The following is a 20,096-nucleotide window of genomic DNA, read 5'->3' as shown; positions in this document are numbered from 1 at the left end:
CATTTTACTGATATATATAAACTAAATTTTACAAGCCCCGCCAGCACAACTGTCATCAAGATCTTCTTGGCTGTCTTCTGCACCATCGCGAGTATTTTGATAGTAAAGTGTTTTTAATCCATATTTATAAGCAGTTAATAAATCTTTTAATAGCACTTTCATTGGCACTTTGCCGTCTTCAAAACGTTGAGGATCGTAGTTTGTGTTAGCTGAAATGGCTTGATCAACGAATTTTTGCATAATCCCAACCAGATGTAAGTAGCCATCGTTATTTGGAATGTCCCATAATAATTCGTAATTGTCGCTTAAGTTTTCATAATCTGGCACAACTTGGCGTAAAATGCCGTCTTTTGAGGCTTTAATACTCACGTGTCCACGTGGTGGTTCAATACCATTGGTGGCATTAGAAATTTGTGATGAGGTCTCTGATGGCATTAAGGCTGTCAGTGTGGAGTTACGCAAGCCAATGGTTTTGATTTCTTGACGCAAGGTTTCCCAGTCGTAATGCAATGGCTCTTTGGTGAGGCTATCCACATCTTTCTTGTAAGTATCAATCGGTAAAATGCCTTGTGCATACGTGGTTTGATTGAAATATTCACAAGCTCCAAGCTCTTTGGCTAAATTCATTGAGGCTTTCAAAAGATAGTATTGAATTGCCTCGAAAGTGCGGTGAGTGAGGTCATTGGCACTGCCATCAGAGTAGCGAACGCCATTTTTCGCGAGATAATACGCATAGTTAATCACCCCAATACCTAATGAACGGCGAGCGAGTGAGCTACGTTTTGCCGCAGGAACAGGGTAATCTTGGTAATCTAACAGTGCATCTAATGCACGCACGGCGAGATCTGCCAGTTCCTCCAGCTCATCAAGGTGTTGAATTGCTCCCAAGTTAAAGGCGGAAAGGGTACAAAGAGCAATTTCCCCTTCTTCATCGTGAATGTGAGAAAGCGGTTTTGTTGGCAGTGCAATTTCTAAACAAAGGTTTGATTGACGCACGGGAGCAACACTCGGATCAAATGGGGAATGTGTGTTACAGTGATCCACGTTTTGAATATAGATACGCCCTGTTGAAGCACGTTCTTGCATTAATAGTGAGAACAGTTCAACGGCTTTTACGCTACGTTTGCGAATGTTTGGATCTTGTTCGTATTGGGTATAAAGACGTTCAAATTCATCTTGATCAGCAAAGAACGCTTCATATAACCCTGGCACATCAGAAGGGCTAAACAAGGTGATTTCGCCACCTTTGATTAAGCGTTGATACATTAATTTATTGAGCTGTACACCGTAATCCATATGGCGAACACGGTTATCTTCCACGCCACGGTTATTTTTTAATACCAATAGGCTTTCGACTTCTAAATGCCAAATCGGGTAGTAAACGGTCGCCGCACCACCACGTACGCCACCTTGCGAGCAAGATTTCACTGCAGTTTGGAAATACTTATAGAACGGAATACAGCCCGTATGGAATGCTTCACCGCCACGAATTGGGCTACCTAAGGCACGAATTGCCCCCGCATTAATACCAATCCCCGCACGTTGCGATACATATTTCACAATGGCAGATGCAGTAGCATTAATTGAATCTAAACTATCACCACATTCAATTAGCACACAGGAACTAAATTGACGTGTAGGCGTACGCACTCCCGCCATAATTGGCGTAGGAAGCGAAATTTTGAATGTGGAAGTCGCATCATAGAAACGACGTACATAATCTAAACGGGTTTCTTTCGGATAGTTAGAAAATAAACTTGCCGCCACTAAGATATATAAAAACTGTGCGGATTCATAAATTTCGCCGGTAACGCGATTTTGCACGAGGTATTTCCCCTCAAGCTGTTTCACCGCCGCATAAGAGAAAGTCATATCACGCCAGTGATCTAAAAAACCGTCCATTTCGTCCCATTCTTCACGGCTATAATCGGTTAAAAGGGCTTCATCATATTTCCCTAAACGGACCAATTTTTTAACGTGATCGTAAAGACGTGGTGGATCAAAATGTCCATAGGCTTTTTTACGCAAATGGAATACTGCAAGGCGAGCCGCTAAATATTGATAATCAGGGGTTTCTTTACTGATGAGATCCGCTGCCGCTTTAATAATAGTCTCGTGAATATCTGAAGTGCGAATACCTTCATAAAATTGAATGTGAGAACGCAGCTCTACTTGAGATACTGAAACATTATCTAACCCTTCAGCCGCCCAAGTAATCACTCGGTGAATTTTGTCTAAATTGATGGGTTCTTGTTTTCCGTCACGTTTGGTGACCATCATCGCTTTATTCATAGAGTATCCGATTTGTTGGTATTGTACTAAAACACAATATCTAGTAGGTTATAGAAAATTGGATACAAGATAATGGGTTATTGGGAAAACTGCAAGTATAAAATTTTCTGTTATTTTTCATCTCAATCTTGACAGAAAATAAGTTCTTTATACATAAGAAAAAATAATAAATCTAATTTTTCTGTTTATGATGTTTATATTTGGGGCTGTCCTAGATAACTAGACTAAACTCCCTTTAACCAATTGTTTTAAAATAGAAATTTGACTTTTTATGTTGCTGTAATTAAAACGCCATTCACATTCCTTTAAATAAAGCTCAAAATGCGCTTTTGGGATACCATTAAATTTTCGTAAATGGCGTTTTGCTTGGCTCCAAAAATTCTCAATTCCGTTAATGTGGTTATGATTTTCAGCAAAATGTGTGCTGTGATTGATACGAAAATGACTAAATTCACTCACATCAAGCACGTCATAACTACGATAATTATCGGTGTAAACAATACTATCAGGCTTTACCTGCTCCCGAATAATGGGTAACAAGGTGGCAGATTGCGTATTTGGAACCGCAACGGTATAAACCTTGCCATTGCGCTTGAGAAGCCCGAATACCGCAATTTTCCCTGCCGCACCACGACCACGTTTGCCTTTGCGAGCACCGCCAAAATAACTTTCATCGGCTTCAATTTCACCTTCAAACATCTCTAAGTGAAGGCTGTTTTGATAGATGAGTTGGCATAAACGATGAAAGTAATATGCGGCAGTCGTTTTGTTTACATTGACTAACTCTGCTGCTGTCCTTGCAGTAACACCTGCAACAAATAGCTCAATGAGTTTATTTTGTTTGTGCTGACTTAGACAACTTTTTCTCATTGGTTCATTCTAACCTAAATAGATTTTTTAGTTGTTATCTAGGACAGCCCCTTATATTTTAGTAGAAAAATAGGGTTAAAAATTGAATAAAAAATCAAAAATTATTTAATGATTGAAAAAAATTTGGTGATTGATATTGACCCATTTTTCTTTTATATGTTAGAAAAAATGAGAGATAATATTTCATCATCAATAAATTATCCATTGTGTGTTTTATGTTCACTATTTTATTTAGGAGAGATTAATGGTTCGATATATTCGGTATTTTATGAAACTAGAAGCTGCGGGAGGAATGCTTTTATTGTTTTTTGCTGCATTTGCGATATTACTTGCTAATACCCCATTAAGTCGTTTTTATTTTAGTTTTCTTGATGCTCCCGTCGTGATCCAATTTGGTTCCATTGTAGAAATTAATAAGCCTTTATTTATGTGGGTCAATGATGGATTTATGGCAGTGTTTTTTGTCCTTGTGGGTTTAGAAGTAAAAAGAGAATTACTTACAGGGGCGATTTCAAGTTATCAAAAAGCCATTTTTCCCGCGATTGCAGCACTAGGAGGAATGATTGTTCCCGCATTAGTTTACTGGTTGATAACGAAAGACACACCACAATATCAAGGTGGTTGGGCAATCCCGATGGCAACGGATATTGCGTTTGCGTTAGGCGTGCTAGGATTGCTTGGTAGTCGCGTGCCTTTTGCCTTAAAAGTCTTTTTACTTGCACTGGCGATCATTGATGATTTAGGAGCAATTATTGTTATCGCATTATTTTTCTCACATGATTTGAGTACACGAGCATTAATTCTCGCTAGCATTGCGATTATTGGATTAATCTTACTTAATCGCTTTAAGGTTTCCAATTTAGGGGCTTATGCCATTGTTGGTTTAATATTATGGATATCGGTGTTGAAATCAGGCGTACACGCCACGCTTGCTGGCGTTATCATCGGTTTTAGTATTCCGCTCAAAGGCAAAAACGGCAGAAAAGTGTTGCACGATATGGAACATATTTTAGCCCCTTGGTGTTCTTTCTTTATTTTACCGTTATTCGCCTTTTCCAATGCTGGGGTATCCTTATCAGGAATGGGGTTAGACACCTTAAGCTCACCGCTCACTTTAGGCGTGATCTTAGGGCTATTACTGGGAAAACCATTGGGTGTCTTTTTGTTTAGTTATCTTTCTGTATTATTCCGTATTGCAAAATTACCTGAAGGAATTAATTTTAAACAGATTTTCGCCATTGCCTTGCTCTGCGGTATTGGTTTTACTATGTCAATGTTCTTAGCGGGTCTTGCCTTTGGTGGCGATGGGGCAAGTGAAATGGCAAGCTTTGCTCGAGTAGGTATTTTACTTGGTTCAGCCATTTCAGCGGTAGGTGGTTATTTCTTACTAAAAGTTTGTACGAAATCTAAGGGATAATATGAGATAAAAAAATCGGGCTATTCAACGTAGCCCGATTTTTCATTAATGTTATTTTTTCAATGTTGGAATGTATTCCGCTAATCCTTTCATTTCTTCTTCACTTAAACGAGATTTCGCCGCATTTCCTGCACCGACAATCTCCCCCGCCTTACGTTTTTCAAGTGCGGTGAGAATTTCTTCAGTTTTTAAGCTATTGATAATTGCAGATTGATTTAATGCTGATTTTTCCCCTTGTTTGCCGTGGCACATTGCACAAGAGCGATTAAAAATTTTTTGCGTATGCTCAAGGCTTTCATTAGCGTGGCTGTTGAGCGCCAATAGCGAGCCTGCAATAAAAAATAGAGTAGAAGCGTAACCTTTCATTATTTTTCCTCAAATAGTTTTCGTAATTCGTCCTCAGGGATTAAGCCCTCGAATTTATAAAGGATTTTTCCTTTAGGATCAAGCACGAATGATGTCGGTGTGCCAACTAACTGATAACGTTCAGCCGTGATATTAAGCTGATCTTTGGCAATCGGCAGTGTGAGTTGATTTTTTTCTGCGACAGCTTGCGTGTTACCGCGTTCACCATCAATATTAATGGCTAAAAGTTGTAAGTGTTCGGGATAGCTTTGGGAAAATTGCTGTAATAATTTCATTTCAACAATACAGATGCCACAGGTTTCTGACCAAAAATTGATGAGCAATTTTTTCCCAGTAAATTGGCTTAATTCCACCTTGTTGCCTTGCAAATCAAAAGCAGCAATATCAGGGGCTTGGCTGCCGATGTTGGCAGTTTGGTCTTTACAAGAAATAAGCAAAAAAAGCACCGCACTTAATAAACCAAGTTTTAGACTATTTCTTAATTGCATTCTGTTATCCATAAAAAAATTGACGTGCTATGTTACCACAGAATATAGCATTCAATATTTTTTGATTTGTAAATTAACAATAACGCTATCCAGTACAACACTGTATAGCGTTTTTCTGTTAGAATACGCCCAATTTTGATTTTTATTTTTTAACTGGGATAAATGGATAGCCAAAATGTGATTAACGCCTTTGCGGAAACGGGCGTGCTAAGTCAGCATATTAAGGGATTTCGTCCGCGTGCTGAACAGTTAGAAATGGCACAGGCTGTGGCTCAGGCGATTTCGGCGAAAGAAGCCCTTGTGGTGGAAGCAGGAACAGGCACAGGCAAAACCTTTGCTTATTTAGTGCCTGCGTTGCTTGCGGGGAAAAAGACCATTATTTCCACGGGCTCAAAAAATCTGCAAGATCAGTTGTTTAATCGCGATCTGCCTGCCATTAAAAAAGCCTTGAATTACACGGGGAAAATCGCCTTGCTTAAAGGGCGATCCAATTATCTTTGCCTTGAACGCTTGGATCAGGTGATTGCACAAGGCGTGTTGGGTGATCGCTCCGTGCTGGCGGATCTTAGCAAGGTGCGAAAATGGAACAATGCCACCAAAACGGGGGATTTAAGCGAATGTGTCGAGATCGCTGAAGATAGCCCCATTTTACCGCAACTGACTAGCACGACGGAAAGCTGCTTAGGCTCCGACTGCCCGAATTACGGCGATTGCTATGTGGCAGCTGCACGCAAAAAAGCATTAAATGCCGATGTTGTGGTGGTGAACCATCATTTATTTTTCGCCGATATGGCAGTGAAAGAAAGTGGCTTTGGTGAGCTTATTCCTAATGCACAAGCTATTATTTTTGACGAAGCCCATCAGCTCGCGGATATTGCAAGCCAATATTTTGGGCAATCTCTCACCGCTCGCCAATTTTTTGATTTATGCAAAGATGCGAATATTGTTTATCGCACCGAATTGAAAGATTTAAAACAGCTTGGCGTGGCAGCGGATAATTTGCTCAAATTGGTGCAAGATTTCCGCTTATTGCTTGGTGAGGGTAATCAACGGGGCAACTGGCGAACTCTTTATCAGCAAAGTGCGGTGCAAAAAAATGTCGAATTATTGCAAGAAAAGCTGGCATTTTTAGCCGAAGTGGTGAAGCTCTCGTTAGGACGTTCGCAAACGCTAGATAGCATTTTTGAGCGAATTGGGGCAATCCAATTAATGCTGAAACGCCTGCAAGAAAGCCATTTGGTGGGCTATTGTTATTGGTATGAAACCTTGGGGCGAGGCTTTGGCTTGCACATCACGCCTTTGACGGTTGCGGATAAATTTGGCGAACAGCTCAACAGCAAAGAAGCCGCGTGGATTTTTACGTCTGCCACCTTAGAAGTGGGCGGCACATTTGAGCATTTTTGCCAACGTTTAGGCATTGAAAAGGCGACACAGAAAATCTTGCCTAGCCCGTTTAATTATCCTGAACAAGCCTTGCTGTGTGTGCCGCGTTATCTGCCTGCATTAAATCGTGCGGATACCCAAACTCAGCTAGGGAAAATGCTGTTGCCGATCATCGAAAGAAATCAGGGGCGTTGCTTTGTGCTTTGTACCTCTTATGTGATGATGCGGGGGCTGGCGGATTTTTTCCGTGAACATAGCAATCTCACGATTTTGTTGCAAGGCGAAACGGCGAAAACGAAATTGCTGGAACAATTCACTACCCAATCGCACGCCGTTTTAGTGGCGACATCAAGTTTTTGGGAAGGTGTTGATGTGCGAGGCGAGGCATTGTCTTTAGTGATTATTGATAAATTGCCTTTCACTGCTCCCGATGAGCCGCTGCTCAAAGCCCGTATGGAAGATTGCCGTTTGCAAGGCAAAGATCCCTTTAATGAAATCCAAATTCCAGAAGCGGTGATCACTTTAAAACAAGGGGTAGGGCGATTGATTCGCGATGTTACCGATCGCGGTGCGGTGATTATTTGCGATAGCCGTTTAGTAATGCGATCTTACGGCGAAACTTTTTTGAAAAGTTTGCCCAACGCCAAACGAACTCGAGATTTAAATACTGTAATCCAATTTTTAACTGAGAAAAAAGAATGACAACCTTACTAGCTTTAGATACTTCAACGGAAGCTTGTTCCGTTGCCTTATTGCATAAAGGGGAAATCACCCATTTAGACGAACTGGCACAACGCACCCACACAAAACGCATTTTGCCAATGGTTGATGAAATTTTGAGCCAGTCGGGGCTTCAGCTCAAGCAAGTCGATGCTCTCGTGTTTGGGCGAGGGCCGGGTAGCTTTACGGGGGTGCGAGTGGGAGCTGGCATTGCACAAGGCTTGGCATTGGGGGCGGATTTGCCCGCTATTCCCATTTCTAACCTCACCGCAATGGCACAGCAAGCCTATGAGCAATACGGCACAACGGAGGTGCTTTGTGCCATTGACGCAAGAATGAATGAAGTCTATTTCAGCCAACTTCACGGGGAAAAAGTGCGGTCAGATTTTGGCACGTTTTTTTCTTGGCAGCCTGTGGTGGCAGAGCAAGTGTGTTCGCCAGAACGTGTCTTAGAGCAAGCTAAAATGGTTGAAAATGGAATGAAAGTGGGAACAGGCTGGCAGGCTTATGTTCAGTTAGAAGGGCTAACTTGGGCGAAGTCGAGCGAGATTTTATTACCTTCAGCCCGTGCAATGCTTCCCCTTGCCTTGCCTCAATATTGGCAAAAACAATGGATAAGTGCGGTAGAGATTGAGCCAGTTTATTTACGCAACGAAGTAACGTGGAAAAAACTCCCAGGGCGGGAATAGCCGAGAACAAAAAAGCAAGATTTGGCACATCGCAACGCGAGTGATAAAATCCCCACAATTTAACCCAAGAGAAAAAGGATAACAAATGGAAAAGCCTTGGTTTATCAATTATCCAGAAGGTGCGGAAAAGCATATTGACACTTCTGCCTATGAAAATATCTTAGATATGTTCGACAAAGCCGTGCGTGAACACCCAGATCGTGCTGCTTATATTAATATGGGGCAAGTTTTAACCTTTCGTAAACTGGAAGAACGCAGCCGAGCTTTTGCTGCCTATTTGCAAAATGAATTAAAGTTGCAACAAGGCGATCCTGTGGCATTAATGATGCCTAATTTATTGCAATATCCTATCGCCCTGTTCGGCATTTTGCGAGCGGGAATGGTGGTGGTGAACGTTAATCCGCTTTACACTCCGCGAGAGCTAGAACATCAGCTCCAAGACAGCGGGGCGAAAGCCATTGTGGTGGTGTCAAATTTCGCTTCAACCCTTGAAAAAGTGGTGTTCAATACAGAAGTGAAACACGTTATTTTAACCCGAATGGGCGATCAGCTTTCTTTTGGTAAACGCACGCTGGTAAATTTCGTGGTGAAATACATTAAAAAGCTCGTGCCAAAATATAAATTGCCACACGCGGTTACCTTCCGTGAAGTGCTAGCTGTGGGGAAATTCCGCCAATATGTCCGCCCGCAGATTTCTGCCAATGATCTCGCCTTTCTGCAATATACAGGGGGAACAACAGGCGTGGCAAAAGGCGCTATGCTTTCGCACCACAACATTATTACCAATGTTTTTCAAGCCAAATGGATTGCTTATCCTTTCGTTGGTGATCATAGCAAAGAACGCAAAGCCATTCTTGCCTTGCCGCTTTATCACGTTTTTGCCTTAACAGTAAACTGCTTATTGTTTATTGAATTAGGTGTTACCGCGATTTTAATCACTAATCCACGGGATATTGACGGCTTTGTGAAGGAAATGAAGAAGCACCGCTTTGTCGCGATTACTGGCGTGAATACCTTATTTAATGCCTTGTTAAATAATGAAAATTTCAAAGAAGTAGATTTCTCATCACTGAAACTGTCCGTAGGCGGTGGAATGGCGATACAGCAATCTGTCGCGACTCGCTGGCACGAAACCACAGGCTGTAACATTATCGAAGGTTACGGAATGACAGAATGTTCACCGCTCATCGCCGCTTGCCCGATTAATGTGGTGAAGCATAACGGCACGATCGGCGTGCCTGTGCCAAATACGGATATTAAAATTCTCAAAGAGAATGGCGAAGAAGCCCAATTAGGCGAAGCGGGTGAGCTTTGGGTAAAAGGCGATCAAGTAATGCAAGGTTATTGGCAACGCCCTGAAGCCACCGCAGAAGTGCTGAAAGACGGCTGGCTCGCCACAGGGGACATCGTGATTATGGACGAATCTTATAGCCTGCGGATTGTGGATCGCAAAAAAGATATGATTATTGTATCGGGCTTTAATGTGTACCCTAACGAAATTGAAGATGTGATTATGCTCAATTATAAAGTGGCAGAAGTGGTGGCGATCGGCGTGCCAAATGAAATATCGGGTGAAACCATCAAAGTGTTTGTGGTAAAAAAAGACGAAAGTTTGACCCGTGATGAGCTTCGCCAACATTGCCGCCAACATCTCACTGGCTATAAAGTGCCGAAAGAGATTGAATTTCGTGATGAATTGCCAAAATCTAACGTAGGAAAAATTTTACGCCGCGTCTTGCGTGAAGAAGAATTGGCAAAACGCCCCGCGAATTAAGCGTCAATTAATCTTGAACAGTCAAAGAGGGCGGACGAAGGTTCGCCTATTTTTCTTTAACCTAAAAGAACATTAACAATGACTCAGCCAATAAAAAAAGAGCTAAAAAACGCACCGCACTTTCAAATTATTGATTCCGATCAGGCATTGGAGAAAGTTTGCTCTCAAGCACGTCAATGTAAGGTGGTAGCACTGGATACCGAATTTATCCGCACCAGAACCTATTATCCCAAATTAGGCTTGATCCAACTTTATGACGGAGAGCAAGTGAGCTTAATTGATCCGCTCACGATCACGGATTTTTCTCCTTTCATCGCTTTGCTTGCCGATCAAAATGTGCTGAAAGTGCTACACGCGTGCAAAGAAGATCTAGAAATTTTTCATCATTATTTCAAACAGTTACCCACGCCTTTAGTGGATACGCAAGTCATCAGCCAATTTCTCGGTTTCGGACATTCAATGGGCTTTGCCAGTTTAATCCAGCACTATTTTGAGTTAGTACTTGATAAAGGTGCATCACGCACAGATTGGCTTTCCCGCCCTTTGTCTCATACGCAATTACATTATGCCGCAGCGGATGTATGGTATTTATTACTCCTTTATGAAGAAATGCAACAGTATCTAGTTCAAACGGTATGGCAAAGTGCGATGTTGAATGAATGTGAAATGTTATTAGAAAACTGCCAGAAGGCGAAGTCGGAAGAATTTGCTTATTTGGATATTCCGAATGCGTGGAAACTCAATGAAGCGGAGCTAATGACGTTAAAATTGCTCGCAAAGTGGCGTTTACAAGAAGGAATTAGACGAGATGTTGCACTAAATTTCATTATTAAAAGTGAGCATTTATGGCAAGTCGCTAAACATAGTCCTAAGCATACTTCAGAATTGCTGGCATTGGGATTATTGCCAATGGAAGTCCGACATAATGGAAAAAAAATATTGCAAATTGTTGATAAAGCGAAAGGAATACCGCAAGAGCTGTATCCTCCTCGAATTGTTAGATTGATGGAAGATCCGCGTTATCGTCCAGGGCTTAAGGCTTTGCAACAAAAATTAAAAGAAATCACGCCGGCTGAATTGCCAATGGATGTGATTGCAAGTAAGCGAGGATTAGAAAGTTTAATGAAATGGTGTTGGATAAAAGAGCAAGATCCCAATCAATTGCCCAATTTATTAAAAGGGTGGAGAAAGGAGTTCGGTGATATTTTATATAAAACTTTGCAAGAGTTTTGATTATATACTTGGCAATTGCCCTTGATCAAGGGTAGAATAATCAATTCCACTTGAGGAAAGTTAACTAATTTCATTCTAGTTATATTTATTAAATAATTACTTAAAGGAAGAAAATAAAATGAATAAAATCATTAAATTTGGTGCCACTATTATTTTTACGTTTTTTTTAGTTGCTTGTAATAAAGGCGATCCAGCAGCCGATTATCAAAAATTGGTTGAATGGAGTGCCAATAATCAGCAAAGTCAGCTTGCATTTCAGCAAGAGTACGAACAAAAATTGGCAACTGGCGATATTAAGCAAATTGAAGAAGCAATGAATGCTTTAAGCGTTAGAAATGCTGAAGTACAGAAAAGTTTAGACTCATTAGACATTAATAGTAAAGAAATCAATGAGTTAAAAGATAAAATGAAATTTGTGTTGTCATTGTCTTCTGAACTTGCGAAAGATGGCTTGAAGTTAATCACTAATCCTACAGAGGAAACTCAGAAATTAGTTGAAGAAAAAACTCAAAAAGCAACTGAAGCTACACTAGAGCTACAAAAGCTTCAAGCAGAATATGCAGAGAAGTATGGTAAAAAAACGCAATAATTAGTAGTATATTTTCACTTAAAGAACCGCTACACCAGCGGTTTTTTATTTGCCTTTGAATTCAACACTGTGCAATGCCATATCTTATCAAAACATCATTTATGCAGTATACAGCTTGTATTTTCTCTTATTTTGTTTTAAACCTTGGTAACGTGCGTTATTTAATCAGTTAAATCTCCCTTTAATTTGAAAGGTTTGCAATTCGATCATACTTGAGGCATAATGCACGAGTTTTATTTTCCCACTACAGGAAAATAAGTGTTATGGAAACCTTCTCGGTTCCTCGCAACGAGGTCTGGTTTACTCGGTCAGGTTCGGAAGAAAGCAGCCAAAGTCAGATTTTTCGTGTGCCGAGATTAAGCTGGGAAGGTTTCCGCCCAGCTTGCTTTTCTCCGTTTTTTCCTAGATACGTTCTACTAATTGCCTGAAAAATCCATTTTCTTTTGTTATCAATGTTTGATAATCTCCTCGTTCGATGAGCTTTCCTTCGTCAATCACGCAAAGGCAGTCAAATTGTTCTATCGCGGTCAGGCGATGGGTTACCATCATTAAGGTTTTGTCTTTGCTGCGGTTGAGAATCAGTTGCAACATTTGGCGTTCTGTTTCGCGATCTAATCCTTCGGTCGGCTCATCAAGCAATAAAATGGGGGCTTGATTTAACAATACACGTGCTAAACCTAAGCGGCGTTGTTCCCCACCAGAAAGAGGGCGACCGCCATCGCCAAGCCACAAATCTAAGCCTTCTTCTTGATTTAATAATTTACCTAATCCTACTTGATTTAACACCTCGATCATCGCTTCATCTTGAATGACTTGCTGATTTGCCAGTTGTAAATTATTGCGTAAGGTATCACTAAAAATATGGATTCGCTGAGTTAAAAAGCAAATTTGCTCACGCAAACTCGGCTCTGTATAGCTTTCAATCGGTTGATCCGCAAGGAAAATTTCGCCATGTGTAGGAGCATAATTTCGTACTAAAAGCTGTAATAAGGTAGATTTTCCGCTTCCCGTTTTGCCTAAAATCGCAATTTTCCTGCCTTGCGGAATATCAAGATTAATCTTTTCTAACGCAATGTCTTGACGTTCGGGATAGGTAAAAAACAAATCCTGCAGCTTAATAGAAAGTGCGGTGCTTTTTTCAAGCGTTTTTTCTCCGTGAAATTGCACTAAAGGGGCTTGGTCGGTGATGTCCGTAATGCGTTGTGCGGACGCCATCACTTGCCCGATATGCAGAAAAGCTGCACCTAAAGGCATTAGAATTTCAAAGGCTGCTAATGAGGCGAGGGCAAAAAGCGCGATGATCGCAGGGCTATATTGATCATTGCCAAAATCCGCATCGGCGGCGAACCATAGCGTAAATACCAGTAAAAGCCCGTTTGCCAATAGCATAAGTGCGGTGGAAAATCCGCTTAAATTGGCTTCTTTTTGTTGTAATTGTTGCCATTGCTGTTCAGTGGCATCAAGTTTGTGTTTAAGCGGTTGTTCCGCGTTGAACAGCAATAATTCCGCTTGAGATTGGATAAATTCGACAAATTGCGTGCGATATGCCGCCCGTGCGTGGGTAAGCTGATGACCGAATTTTTTGCCCAGATGATAGAACAATGTGGGGATAACACAGACCAACACCAACAAAATTCCACCAAAGGAAAGCCCTAAAGTGAGATTAAACAAGCTCAAGCCGAGCGTTAAAAAGCCGATTACAACCACCGCACTGGTAAATGGGGCAAGTAGGCGAAGATAAAGGCTATCTAATGTATCCACATCAGCCACTAAACGATTGAGCAAATCGCTATTACGATAACGATTTAATACCGCAGGGCTAAGCGGAATGATTTTTTTGAACACTTGCACACGCAATTTAGCAAGGATTCTAAATGTGGCATCATGCGTAACGATTTTTTCAAAATAACGTGCGACCGTCCGCCCGATTGCCAGCCCTCGCACGGTGGCAGAGGGATAGAAAAAGTTAAATAAACTTCCTGCACCCGCAAGAGCGGTAGCGGCAAGAAACCAGCCCGACACGGTTAATAAACCAATGCTGGCGGCAAGCCCCGTTATCATTAGTAGTAAGCCTAAAAACAGCACAAATTTGGCGTGTTTAAATAAACGTAAAAATGGCAAAAGAGTTCGCATTAGTTAATATCCTGTTTACGTTGAGCCAGAAGTTCGGCAAAAAAGCCCTGATGTTGTAGCGTGGCAAAATTGCCTTGTTGAACAATCTGCCCTTGTTGCATTACGAGAATGGCATCACATTGTTTAAGATCTTCAATGCGGTGCGTAATCATCAATGTGGTTTGTTCACGGCTGATTTTTTGCAAGGCGGAAAGCACCAAATTTTCAGACTGTGCATCAAGGCTAGCGGTAGGCTCATCAAGCAAGAGAAGATGACGCGGACGCAACAAGGCTCGTGCAATGGCTAAACGTTGTGCCTGCCCAACAGAAAGCCCAATGCCCCCTTCTTTAATTTCGCTATCCAGCTCCAATTTTTCCGTGAATGTTGCCGCTTGGGCTTGTTGTAGGGCGTGTCGAATGGCATTTTCACTGGCATTGATACCACCAAGTAATAAATTTTCTCGAATGCTACCTTGCAGTAACAATGGGTTTTGCCCTACCCAAGCAATAGCATTACGCCATTGAGTTTTGTGGATTTCGCACAACTCAATGCCATTGATTTTTAAACTGCCCTGATAGTCTAAAAAGCCGAGTAGGGTATTGATGAGCGAGGTTTTCCCCGCACCACTTTGCCCGACTAAAGCGGTGTAGCTGTTCGCAGGTAAATGAAAATTCAGAGGTTGAGTGAGTGGCTTGCCCTGTGGTGATAGCACTACAAGATCTTGTGCGGTAATGGCAATCGCCTCATTGGGGTGAAAATCTTGTGGAGCGTTTTCTGGTGCGTTTAGGCTTGGTTGTTCCAGAAATTCCACAATGGCATCTGCTGCTCCGATTGCCGCTGCACGATCGTGATAATAAGTGCCGAGATCACGCAAGGGCTGATAAAACTCAGGGGCGAGTATAAGGCAGAAAAAGCCGATAAACAGCGTAATTGGCGTGCCATAAGATCCAAAATCCAACTCGCCCAGATAGTTAAACCCGAAATACACCGCCATTAAAGCAATGGAAATGGAGGTGAAAAATTCTAAAACCGCAGAGGATAAAAACGCCATTTTCAGTACGTCCATTGTGGTTTCACGAAAGGCTTCGGTGGCGTCTTCAATATGCTCGGTTTGTTCTTGAGTTTTATTAAATAGACGCAAGGTTTCCAGCCCACGCAAGCGATCTAAAAACTGCCCGCTCAGTTTCGCCAAAGTTTGCATATTTTTTTGGCTGCTGTCTGCCGCGGCAATGCCAACGAGGATCATAAAAATCGGCACGAGAGGGGCGGTGAGTAATAAAATTAGCCCCGCAGCCCAGTTGAGCGGAAACACCGCAATTAAAATAATCAGTGGAACGATGACCGAAAGGGCTTGTTGTGGTAAATAGCGGGCATAAAAATTATGCAAGTTTTCCACTTGTTCCAACATTATGGTTGCCCAGCTTCCCGCGGGTTTTTGATTGATCATTGCAGGTCCAACTTGATGGAGCTTAGCAAAAATCTGTTGGCGGATAAAATGGCGCAATTTTTGACCGCACTTAAAGCCTAAGCGTTCGCGTAACCACAGGATTGCCGCCCGCAAAGCAAAGCCAAAAATTAAGGCGATAAAATAACCGATGAGATCCTGTTTTGGGGCTTTCTCAATAATGAGCTGATGTAAGAGTGTTGCCAGTACATAGGTTTGAGCAACAAGAACGATAGATGAGAGGCTGGCGAGTAAAATATTCAGCCCGAGTAATTTTTTTATTGGTTGTTGTTGCGTTCGCAACCATTTTTGTAAATGCCGTTGGCGAGCTTTATCCATAATGCGTTAAGGTTGAGGTAAAAATAAAAAGAAGAGCTGTGCCTCATTTGATAGTCGTTTGATTGCAACATCATATTTCGTTGCTTCTTGCTATTGGCGGAGCAACGCTTTGTCTTATTTTTAATCAAAACGACTATCTAATGTGCCGCCCGCGATTAGGCTTGGCTATCTAAAAAACGTTCCGCATCTAAGGCAGCCATACAGCCCGTTCCTGCTGAGGTGATCACCTGACGGTAATTATGATCCATCACATCACCCGCTGCAAAAACACCCTCTACAGACGTGGCAGTAGCATTGCCCTCTAAACCTGATTTCACCACAATATAGCCATTATTTAATTCCAGCTGATCGGCGAAAATTTCGGTGTTGGGCGCGTGTCCAATGGCGACAAATAGTCCGTCTAATTTAAGCTCTTCCGTTTGCTCGGATTGCGTATCTTTTAAGCAAAGCCCCGTTACCCCCATATTATCGCCAAGCACTTCCTCTAAAGTGCGGTGGGTATGGAGGATAATTTTTCCTTCTTCCACTTTTTTATATAAACGATCCACCAAGATTTTTTCCGCACGGAAGCTATCTCGGCGATGAATTAAATGCACTTCTGAAGCAATATTAGCTAAATAAAGGGCTTCTTCAACAGCGGTGTTTCCTCCACCAATCACCGCGACGGGCTTGTTACGATAAAAGAAGCCATCGCAAGTGGCACAAGCGGACACGCCTCGCCCTTTGTACGCTTCTTCTGAGGGTAAACCAAGATAACGAGCGGAAGCACCTGTGGCGATAATTAACGCATCACAGCTAAAACTTTGCACATCACCGTAAAGTTTGAAAGGACGCGAAGATAAATCTACACGGTGAATGTGATCGAAAATGATCTCCGTATCAAATTTTTCTGAGTGTTGTAGCATTCGCTGCATTAATTCTGGGCCTGTGGTGTCGCCAAAATCGCCTGGCCAGTTTTCAATTTCTGTGGTGGTAGTGAGCTGTCCGCCTTGTTGTAAACCTGTAACCAAAACGGGGTTTAAATTGGCTCGAGCGGCATAAATCGCTGCCGTGTAGCCCGCAGGGCCTGAGCCTAAAATAAGTAGTTTGCAATGTTTCATTTCTGACATAAATTCCTAATTAATAAGTGAAAACGCCGAGATATTATACCTTTTTGCGATCTTAAAGCGATTAATAGAGCAACGAATACAGTAATCGGCGATATTTATTGGTAATCGGATCGTTGTTGCCAATCGCCGCTAAAATCGATAAAAATTCCTGCTTCACTTCGCCATTCAGCACCGTAAGATCTTGTTTTAATAGGCTAAATAATAAGTCTAAGGCTTCTTCATTGCGATGGGCTTGGTGAAGTTGTAATGCCAGTTTTAAGGCAATTTCAGGGCTTGGATTTTTCGCAAAATCTTGCTGTAACTGCTGAATTTCTGGGGTATCCGCTGCTTTAATTAATAATTCAATTTGTGCTTGTAACCCTTGCCAACGGCTATCGCGATCCTGCAAGGGAATGCGATTTAAAATTTCCTGAGCGGGTTCAACTTTTTTCATCGCGATATAGGTTTCCGCATAAAGCAAGGCAATATCGCTATTTTTATGCTCCGAAGCCTCCCACGCCTCTTTTAATAACGGCAATGCAGCATCGTAATTTTGCACACTGAGAAAATCTAACGCCTGATTAAATTTGATCTCTTCTTCTTTGGGTAAAATCAGGCTTAAATGCTGTTCTAAGGTAGCCTCATCTAATGCCCCTTGGAACGCATCAAGGGCTTGCCCTTCTTTGAATAAATAGGTTGTCGGCAAGGCTTGAATGCGGAACTGTGCGGCGACCATTTGCTCTGTTTCACAGTTGATCTTGCCTAACACAAATTGCCCTTGGTATTTGTCCACATAGCGTTCAAGCACTTGAGTAAAAGAAAGGGAATCCGCGTGGCTCGGTGCATAAAACACCAATGCCAACGGCATTTGCTGGCTTTGCTGTAAAACCTCAGTGAGATTTTGCTCGGTAATATCAAGAATATAATGGCTCATTTTCACTCCAATTTGAGTTACAAAAATTGTCATAGATTGTAACAAAAGTGCGGTGGTTTTTGGAAAACTTTTTCTAAAACCACCGCAGTTTATAAAATAGATTATCGTCGTTTAAGTTTTCAAATAAGGCAACATTATGTTGAAATCAAACGACGATTTGTGATTACAGCAAGAAACTTCCCACCAACGCAAAAGCGAAGCCAGTAAAACCAATTAATGTTTCTAGCACTGTCCAGGTTTTTAATGTGGTTTTGGTATCCATTTCTAAAAAACGGCTAACTAGCCAGAAACCGCTGTCATTAACGTGTGAGAACACCGTTGCCCCTGAGGCGATGGCGATTACAATAAAGCATAAATCGAATTGACTTAACCCTGTTGTGGCAGCGATAGTTGGAGCGATGAGTGCTGAGGTGGTGGTTAATGCTACCGTTGCAGACCCTTGTGCCACACGCAACGCCATTGAAATAATAAAGGCGGCGACAATCACGGGCATACCTGTGTCCGCTAACATTGAGGAAAGCACATCACCAATGCCACTGGCACGCAATACGCCGCCAAACATACCGCCAGCCCCAGTTACGAGAACAATGGAGCAGATTGGACCGAGTGCGTTATCACAAATTTTCTCAATTTGTTCATTACTGCGTTGATCTTTCAGTAATAAAATCGTAGCAAGCAAGGTGATTAACAGAGCAACGGGCGTTTTGCCTAATAAACGTAAGGCTTGAACCCAAGTTTGTGAGCCATCAACTACGCCTGTTACAGAAAGGGTATTTAGCCCTGTATCGAATAAAATTAATACTAAAGGTAATAGTAAAATGGTGATGATCTTACCAAAACTTGGTGGATTTTGCACCGCAGTTTCATTAATGGCATTAGCGTTAAGGAAGGCTTTTGGCAATTCAACCATCACTTTTTTGCCTAAATATTGGCTAAATAAATAGCTGGCGATATACCAAGTGGGAATGCCACAGCCTAGCCCGACAATGACTAATAAGCCCATATTTGCCCCTAATAAATCGCCTGACGCAACAGGGCCAGGGTGAGGGGGAACAAAGGCGTGCATTACAGCGAAAGCCCCAGCCGCAGGGAACGCATAACGTAATATTGAGCCGCCAAAGCGTTTGGCTACGCTAAAGATAATCGGCAGCATTACCACTAAGCCCGCATCAAAGAAAATCGGGAAGCCAAAGAGCAAAGAGGCAACGCCTAATGCAAAAGGTGCGTTTTTCTCACCAAATTTATTAATGAGCGTATCTGCTAAGACTTTTGCACCGCCAGTGATTTCAAGCAAACGCCCGATCATCGCCCCTAAACCCACTAATAATGCAACAGAGGCTAATGTGCCGCCAAAACCTTTTGTAAGGGTAGGTAGAATTTGGTTGAATGGTACGCCTGTTGCTAAGGCTGTGAGTAAACTCACAATAATTAATGCCACAAATGCGTGAACGCGGAATTTCATAATCAATAAAAGCAACAGTAATACGGAAGCAATTAGTGTGAAAATCAACATACAATATCCTTAATATTTGATTCTTAATTTCTTTACCAAAGGCAAGAACGAATGGCTAATTTACCCGTAACATAACAATTATTTCATTAAGGTAAAATAGTTCCGCATATTATTAGTTAAATCTCTAACTAAATTCAAATAATTAGGAAGAAAATCCCTATTCTTGTTAAAAATTTGTGATAATGATCACAGAATGCAATGTTACCAGTAACTCTAATTCTGATTTTTTGTTATGGTTAGTAAAATAAAATGAAATTCAGAGTATAGGAATTAAAATGGAGAAAGCAAAAGGTAAAAGTGTTATTTTAATGGGGGTATCTAGTACGGGAAAAACCTCTATTGGCACAGAAGTATGTCATCGTTTAGGTTTAAAACTTATTGACGGCGATGATCTTCATCCTCGTGCGAACATTATCAAAATGGGAAGTGGGCAACCGCTTAACGATGAAGACCGTGCACCTTGGTTAGAACGAATTAATGATGCTGCATTTAGCCTTGAACAGAAAAGTGAAGTAGGCATTATCATTTGTTCGGCATTAAAGAAAAAGTATCGCGATCGCATTCGTGCGGGAAATGAAAACGTAAAATTTCTCTTTTTAGAAGGCAGCTTTGAGCTAGTTTTAGAAAGAATGAAACAGCGTAAAGGGCATTATATGAAAACAGAAATGCTTAAAAGCCAGTTTGACACACTCGAAACCCCACAAGCTGACGAACCCGATGTGATCCATATCGATATTGATGGTTCTTTTAATGAGGTGGTAGAACGTTGCGTAAACGCACTCAAACCGCTGTTATAAAAAAGTGCGGTTGAAAAATACCGCACTTTTCCTTTCTACTCAATCCC

Annotated in this window: 16 protein-coding genes and 1 other RNA gene; 8 read left to right on the top strand and 9 right to left on the bottom strand. The window is 41.7% G+C overall.

What is annotated here, in order from left to right:
• Positions 1 to 21 precede the first annotated feature (21 nt).
• The gene (gene nrdA / locus DXZ23_RS07075) at positions 22 to 2,292 is read right to left on the bottom strand and encodes a class 1a ribonucleoside-diphosphate reductase subunit alpha (protein WP_021724551.1); all 2,271 of its coding nucleotides are present in this window, start codon (positions 2,290 to 2,292) and stop codon (positions 22 to 24) included.
• A gap of 219 nt (positions 2,293 to 2,511) precedes the next feature.
• Positions 2,512 to 3,162 carry an IS1595-like element ISHpa1 family transposase gene (locus DXZ23_RS07070; protein WP_017806138.1) on the bottom strand — a complete coding sequence of 217 codons (651 nt, stop codon included), beginning with the start codon at positions 3,160 to 3,162 and terminating at the stop codon, positions 2,512 to 2,514.
• A 244-nt stretch (positions 3,163 to 3,406) separates the two neighbouring features.
• Here DXZ23_RS07070 and nhaA point away from each other — a divergent pair, with 244 nt between their 5' ends.
• On the top strand, positions 3,407 to 4,579 hold the full coding sequence (nhaA, locus tag DXZ23_RS07065) for a Na+/H+ antiporter NhaA (RefSeq protein ID WP_026138522.1): 1,173 nt from the start codon (positions 3,407 to 3,409) through the stop codon (positions 4,577 to 4,579).
• 51 nt (positions 4,580 to 4,630) lie between these two features.
• Here nhaA and DXZ23_RS07060 read toward each other — a convergent pair whose 3' ends face one another.
• Together DXZ23_RS07060 and DXZ23_RS07055 are read right to left on the bottom strand one after the other, a co-directional pair.
• Positions 4,631 to 4,945, bottom strand: a complete 315-nt coding sequence (locus DXZ23_RS07060; protein ID WP_017806140.1) for a c-type cytochrome — start codon at positions 4,943 to 4,945, stop codon at positions 4,631 to 4,633.
• Positions 4,945 to 5,433 (bottom strand): TlpA family protein disulfide reductase, encoded by a 489-nt coding sequence (locus DXZ23_RS07055; RefSeq protein ID WP_017806141.1) that lies wholly within the window; start codon positions 5,431 to 5,433, stop codon positions 4,945 to 4,947. Before DXZ23_RS07055 ends, DXZ23_RS07060 begins: the two co-directional genes overlap by 1 nt.
• A 162-nt stretch (positions 5,434 to 5,595) precedes the next feature.
• Between DXZ23_RS07055 and yoaA the strand changes: the two genes are divergently transcribed.
• The 6 genes from yoaA (at position 5,596) to ffs (ending at position 12,192) form a co-directional block, all read left to right on the top strand.
• Positions 5,596 to 7,518 carry a DNA repair helicase YoaA gene (yoaA, locus tag DXZ23_RS07050; protein WP_017806142.1) on the top strand — a complete coding sequence of 641 codons (1,923 nt, stop codon included), beginning with the start codon at positions 5,596 to 5,598 and terminating at the stop codon, positions 7,516 to 7,518.
• Positions 7,515 to 8,225 carry a tRNA (adenosine(37)-N6)-threonylcarbamoyltransferase complex dimerization subunit type 1 TsaB gene (gene tsaB, locus DXZ23_RS07045; protein WP_017806143.1) on the top strand — a complete coding sequence of 237 codons (711 nt, stop codon included), beginning with the start codon at positions 7,515 to 7,517 and terminating at the stop codon, positions 8,223 to 8,225. Before yoaA ends, tsaB begins: the two co-directional genes overlap by 4 nt.
• Before the next feature lie 85 nt (positions 8,226 to 8,310).
• Positions 8,311 to 9,999 carry a long-chain-fatty-acid--CoA ligase FadD gene (gene fadD, locus DXZ23_RS07040; protein ID WP_017806144.1) on the top strand — a complete coding sequence of 563 codons (1,689 nt, stop codon included), beginning with the start codon at positions 8,311 to 8,313 and terminating at the stop codon, positions 9,997 to 9,999.
• Between the two features lie 78 nt (positions 10,000 to 10,077).
• Positions 10,078 to 11,232 carry a ribonuclease D gene (rnd, locus tag DXZ23_RS07035; RefSeq protein WP_017806145.1) on the top strand — a complete coding sequence of 385 codons (1,155 nt, stop codon included), beginning with the start codon at positions 10,078 to 10,080 and terminating at the stop codon, positions 11,230 to 11,232.
• 118 nt (positions 11,233 to 11,350) lie between these two features.
• Positions 11,351 to 11,821, top strand: a complete 471-nt coding sequence (locus DXZ23_RS07030; protein ID WP_017806146.1) for a PM1805 family lipoprotein — start codon at positions 11,351 to 11,353, stop codon at positions 11,819 to 11,821.
• Between the two features lie 272 nt (positions 11,822 to 12,093).
• An RNA gene (gene ffs, locus DXZ23_RS07025) (signal recognition particle sRNA small type) lies at positions 12,094 to 12,192 on the top strand.
• 31 nt (positions 12,193 to 12,223) lie between these two features.
• Here the strand turns inward: ffs and cydC are convergent.
• The 5 genes from cydC to DXZ23_RS07000 all read right to left on the bottom strand — a co-directional run bounded on the left by cydC (position 12,224) and on the right by DXZ23_RS07000 (position 19,252).
• Positions 12,224 to 13,954 (bottom strand): heme ABC transporter ATP-binding protein/permease CydC, encoded by a 1,731-nt coding sequence (cydC, locus tag DXZ23_RS07020; RefSeq protein ID WP_017806147.1) that lies wholly within the window; start codon positions 13,952 to 13,954, stop codon positions 12,224 to 12,226.
• Positions 13,954 to 15,717, bottom strand: coding sequence for a heme ABC transporter permease/ATP-binding protein CydD (gene cydD, locus DXZ23_RS07015; protein WP_017806148.1), 1,764 nt, complete (start codon positions 15,715 to 15,717; stop codon positions 13,954 to 13,956). Before cydD ends, cydC begins: the two co-directional genes overlap by 1 nt.
• Positions 15,718 to 15,872: 155 nt before the next feature.
• Positions 15,873 to 16,826: a thioredoxin-disulfide reductase gene (gene trxB, locus DXZ23_RS07010; RefSeq protein WP_017806149.1), complete on the bottom strand. Its 954-nt coding sequence runs from the start codon at positions 16,824 to 16,826 to the stop codon at positions 15,873 to 15,875.
• A gap of 61 nt (positions 16,827 to 16,887) precedes the next feature.
• Positions 16,888 to 17,739 (bottom strand): co-chaperone YbbN, encoded by an 852-nt coding sequence (locus tag DXZ23_RS07005; RefSeq protein WP_017806150.1) that lies wholly within the window; start codon positions 17,737 to 17,739, stop codon positions 16,888 to 16,890.
• A gap of 163 nt (positions 17,740 to 17,902) precedes the next feature.
• On the bottom strand, positions 17,903 to 19,252 hold the full coding sequence (locus DXZ23_RS07000; protein ID WP_017806151.1) for a GntP family permease: 1,350 nt from the start codon (positions 19,250 to 19,252) through the stop codon (positions 17,903 to 17,905).
• Between the two features lie 275 nt (positions 19,253 to 19,527).
• On the opposite strand from DXZ23_RS07000, the gene DXZ23_RS06995 reads away from it, so the two are divergent.
• Positions 19,528 to 20,049, top strand: coding sequence for a gluconokinase (locus DXZ23_RS06995; RefSeq protein ID WP_017806152.1), 522 nt, complete (start codon positions 19,528 to 19,530; stop codon positions 20,047 to 20,049).
• Positions 20,050 to 20,096: the final 47 nt, after the last annotated feature.

It is taken from the genome of Avibacterium paragallinarum (genome assembly GCF_900450705.1).
Taxonomy (GTDB): domain Bacteria; phylum Pseudomonadota; class Gammaproteobacteria; order Enterobacterales; family Pasteurellaceae; genus Avibacterium; species Avibacterium paragallinarum.
This window is presented reverse-complemented; position numbering and strand designations above follow the sequence as displayed.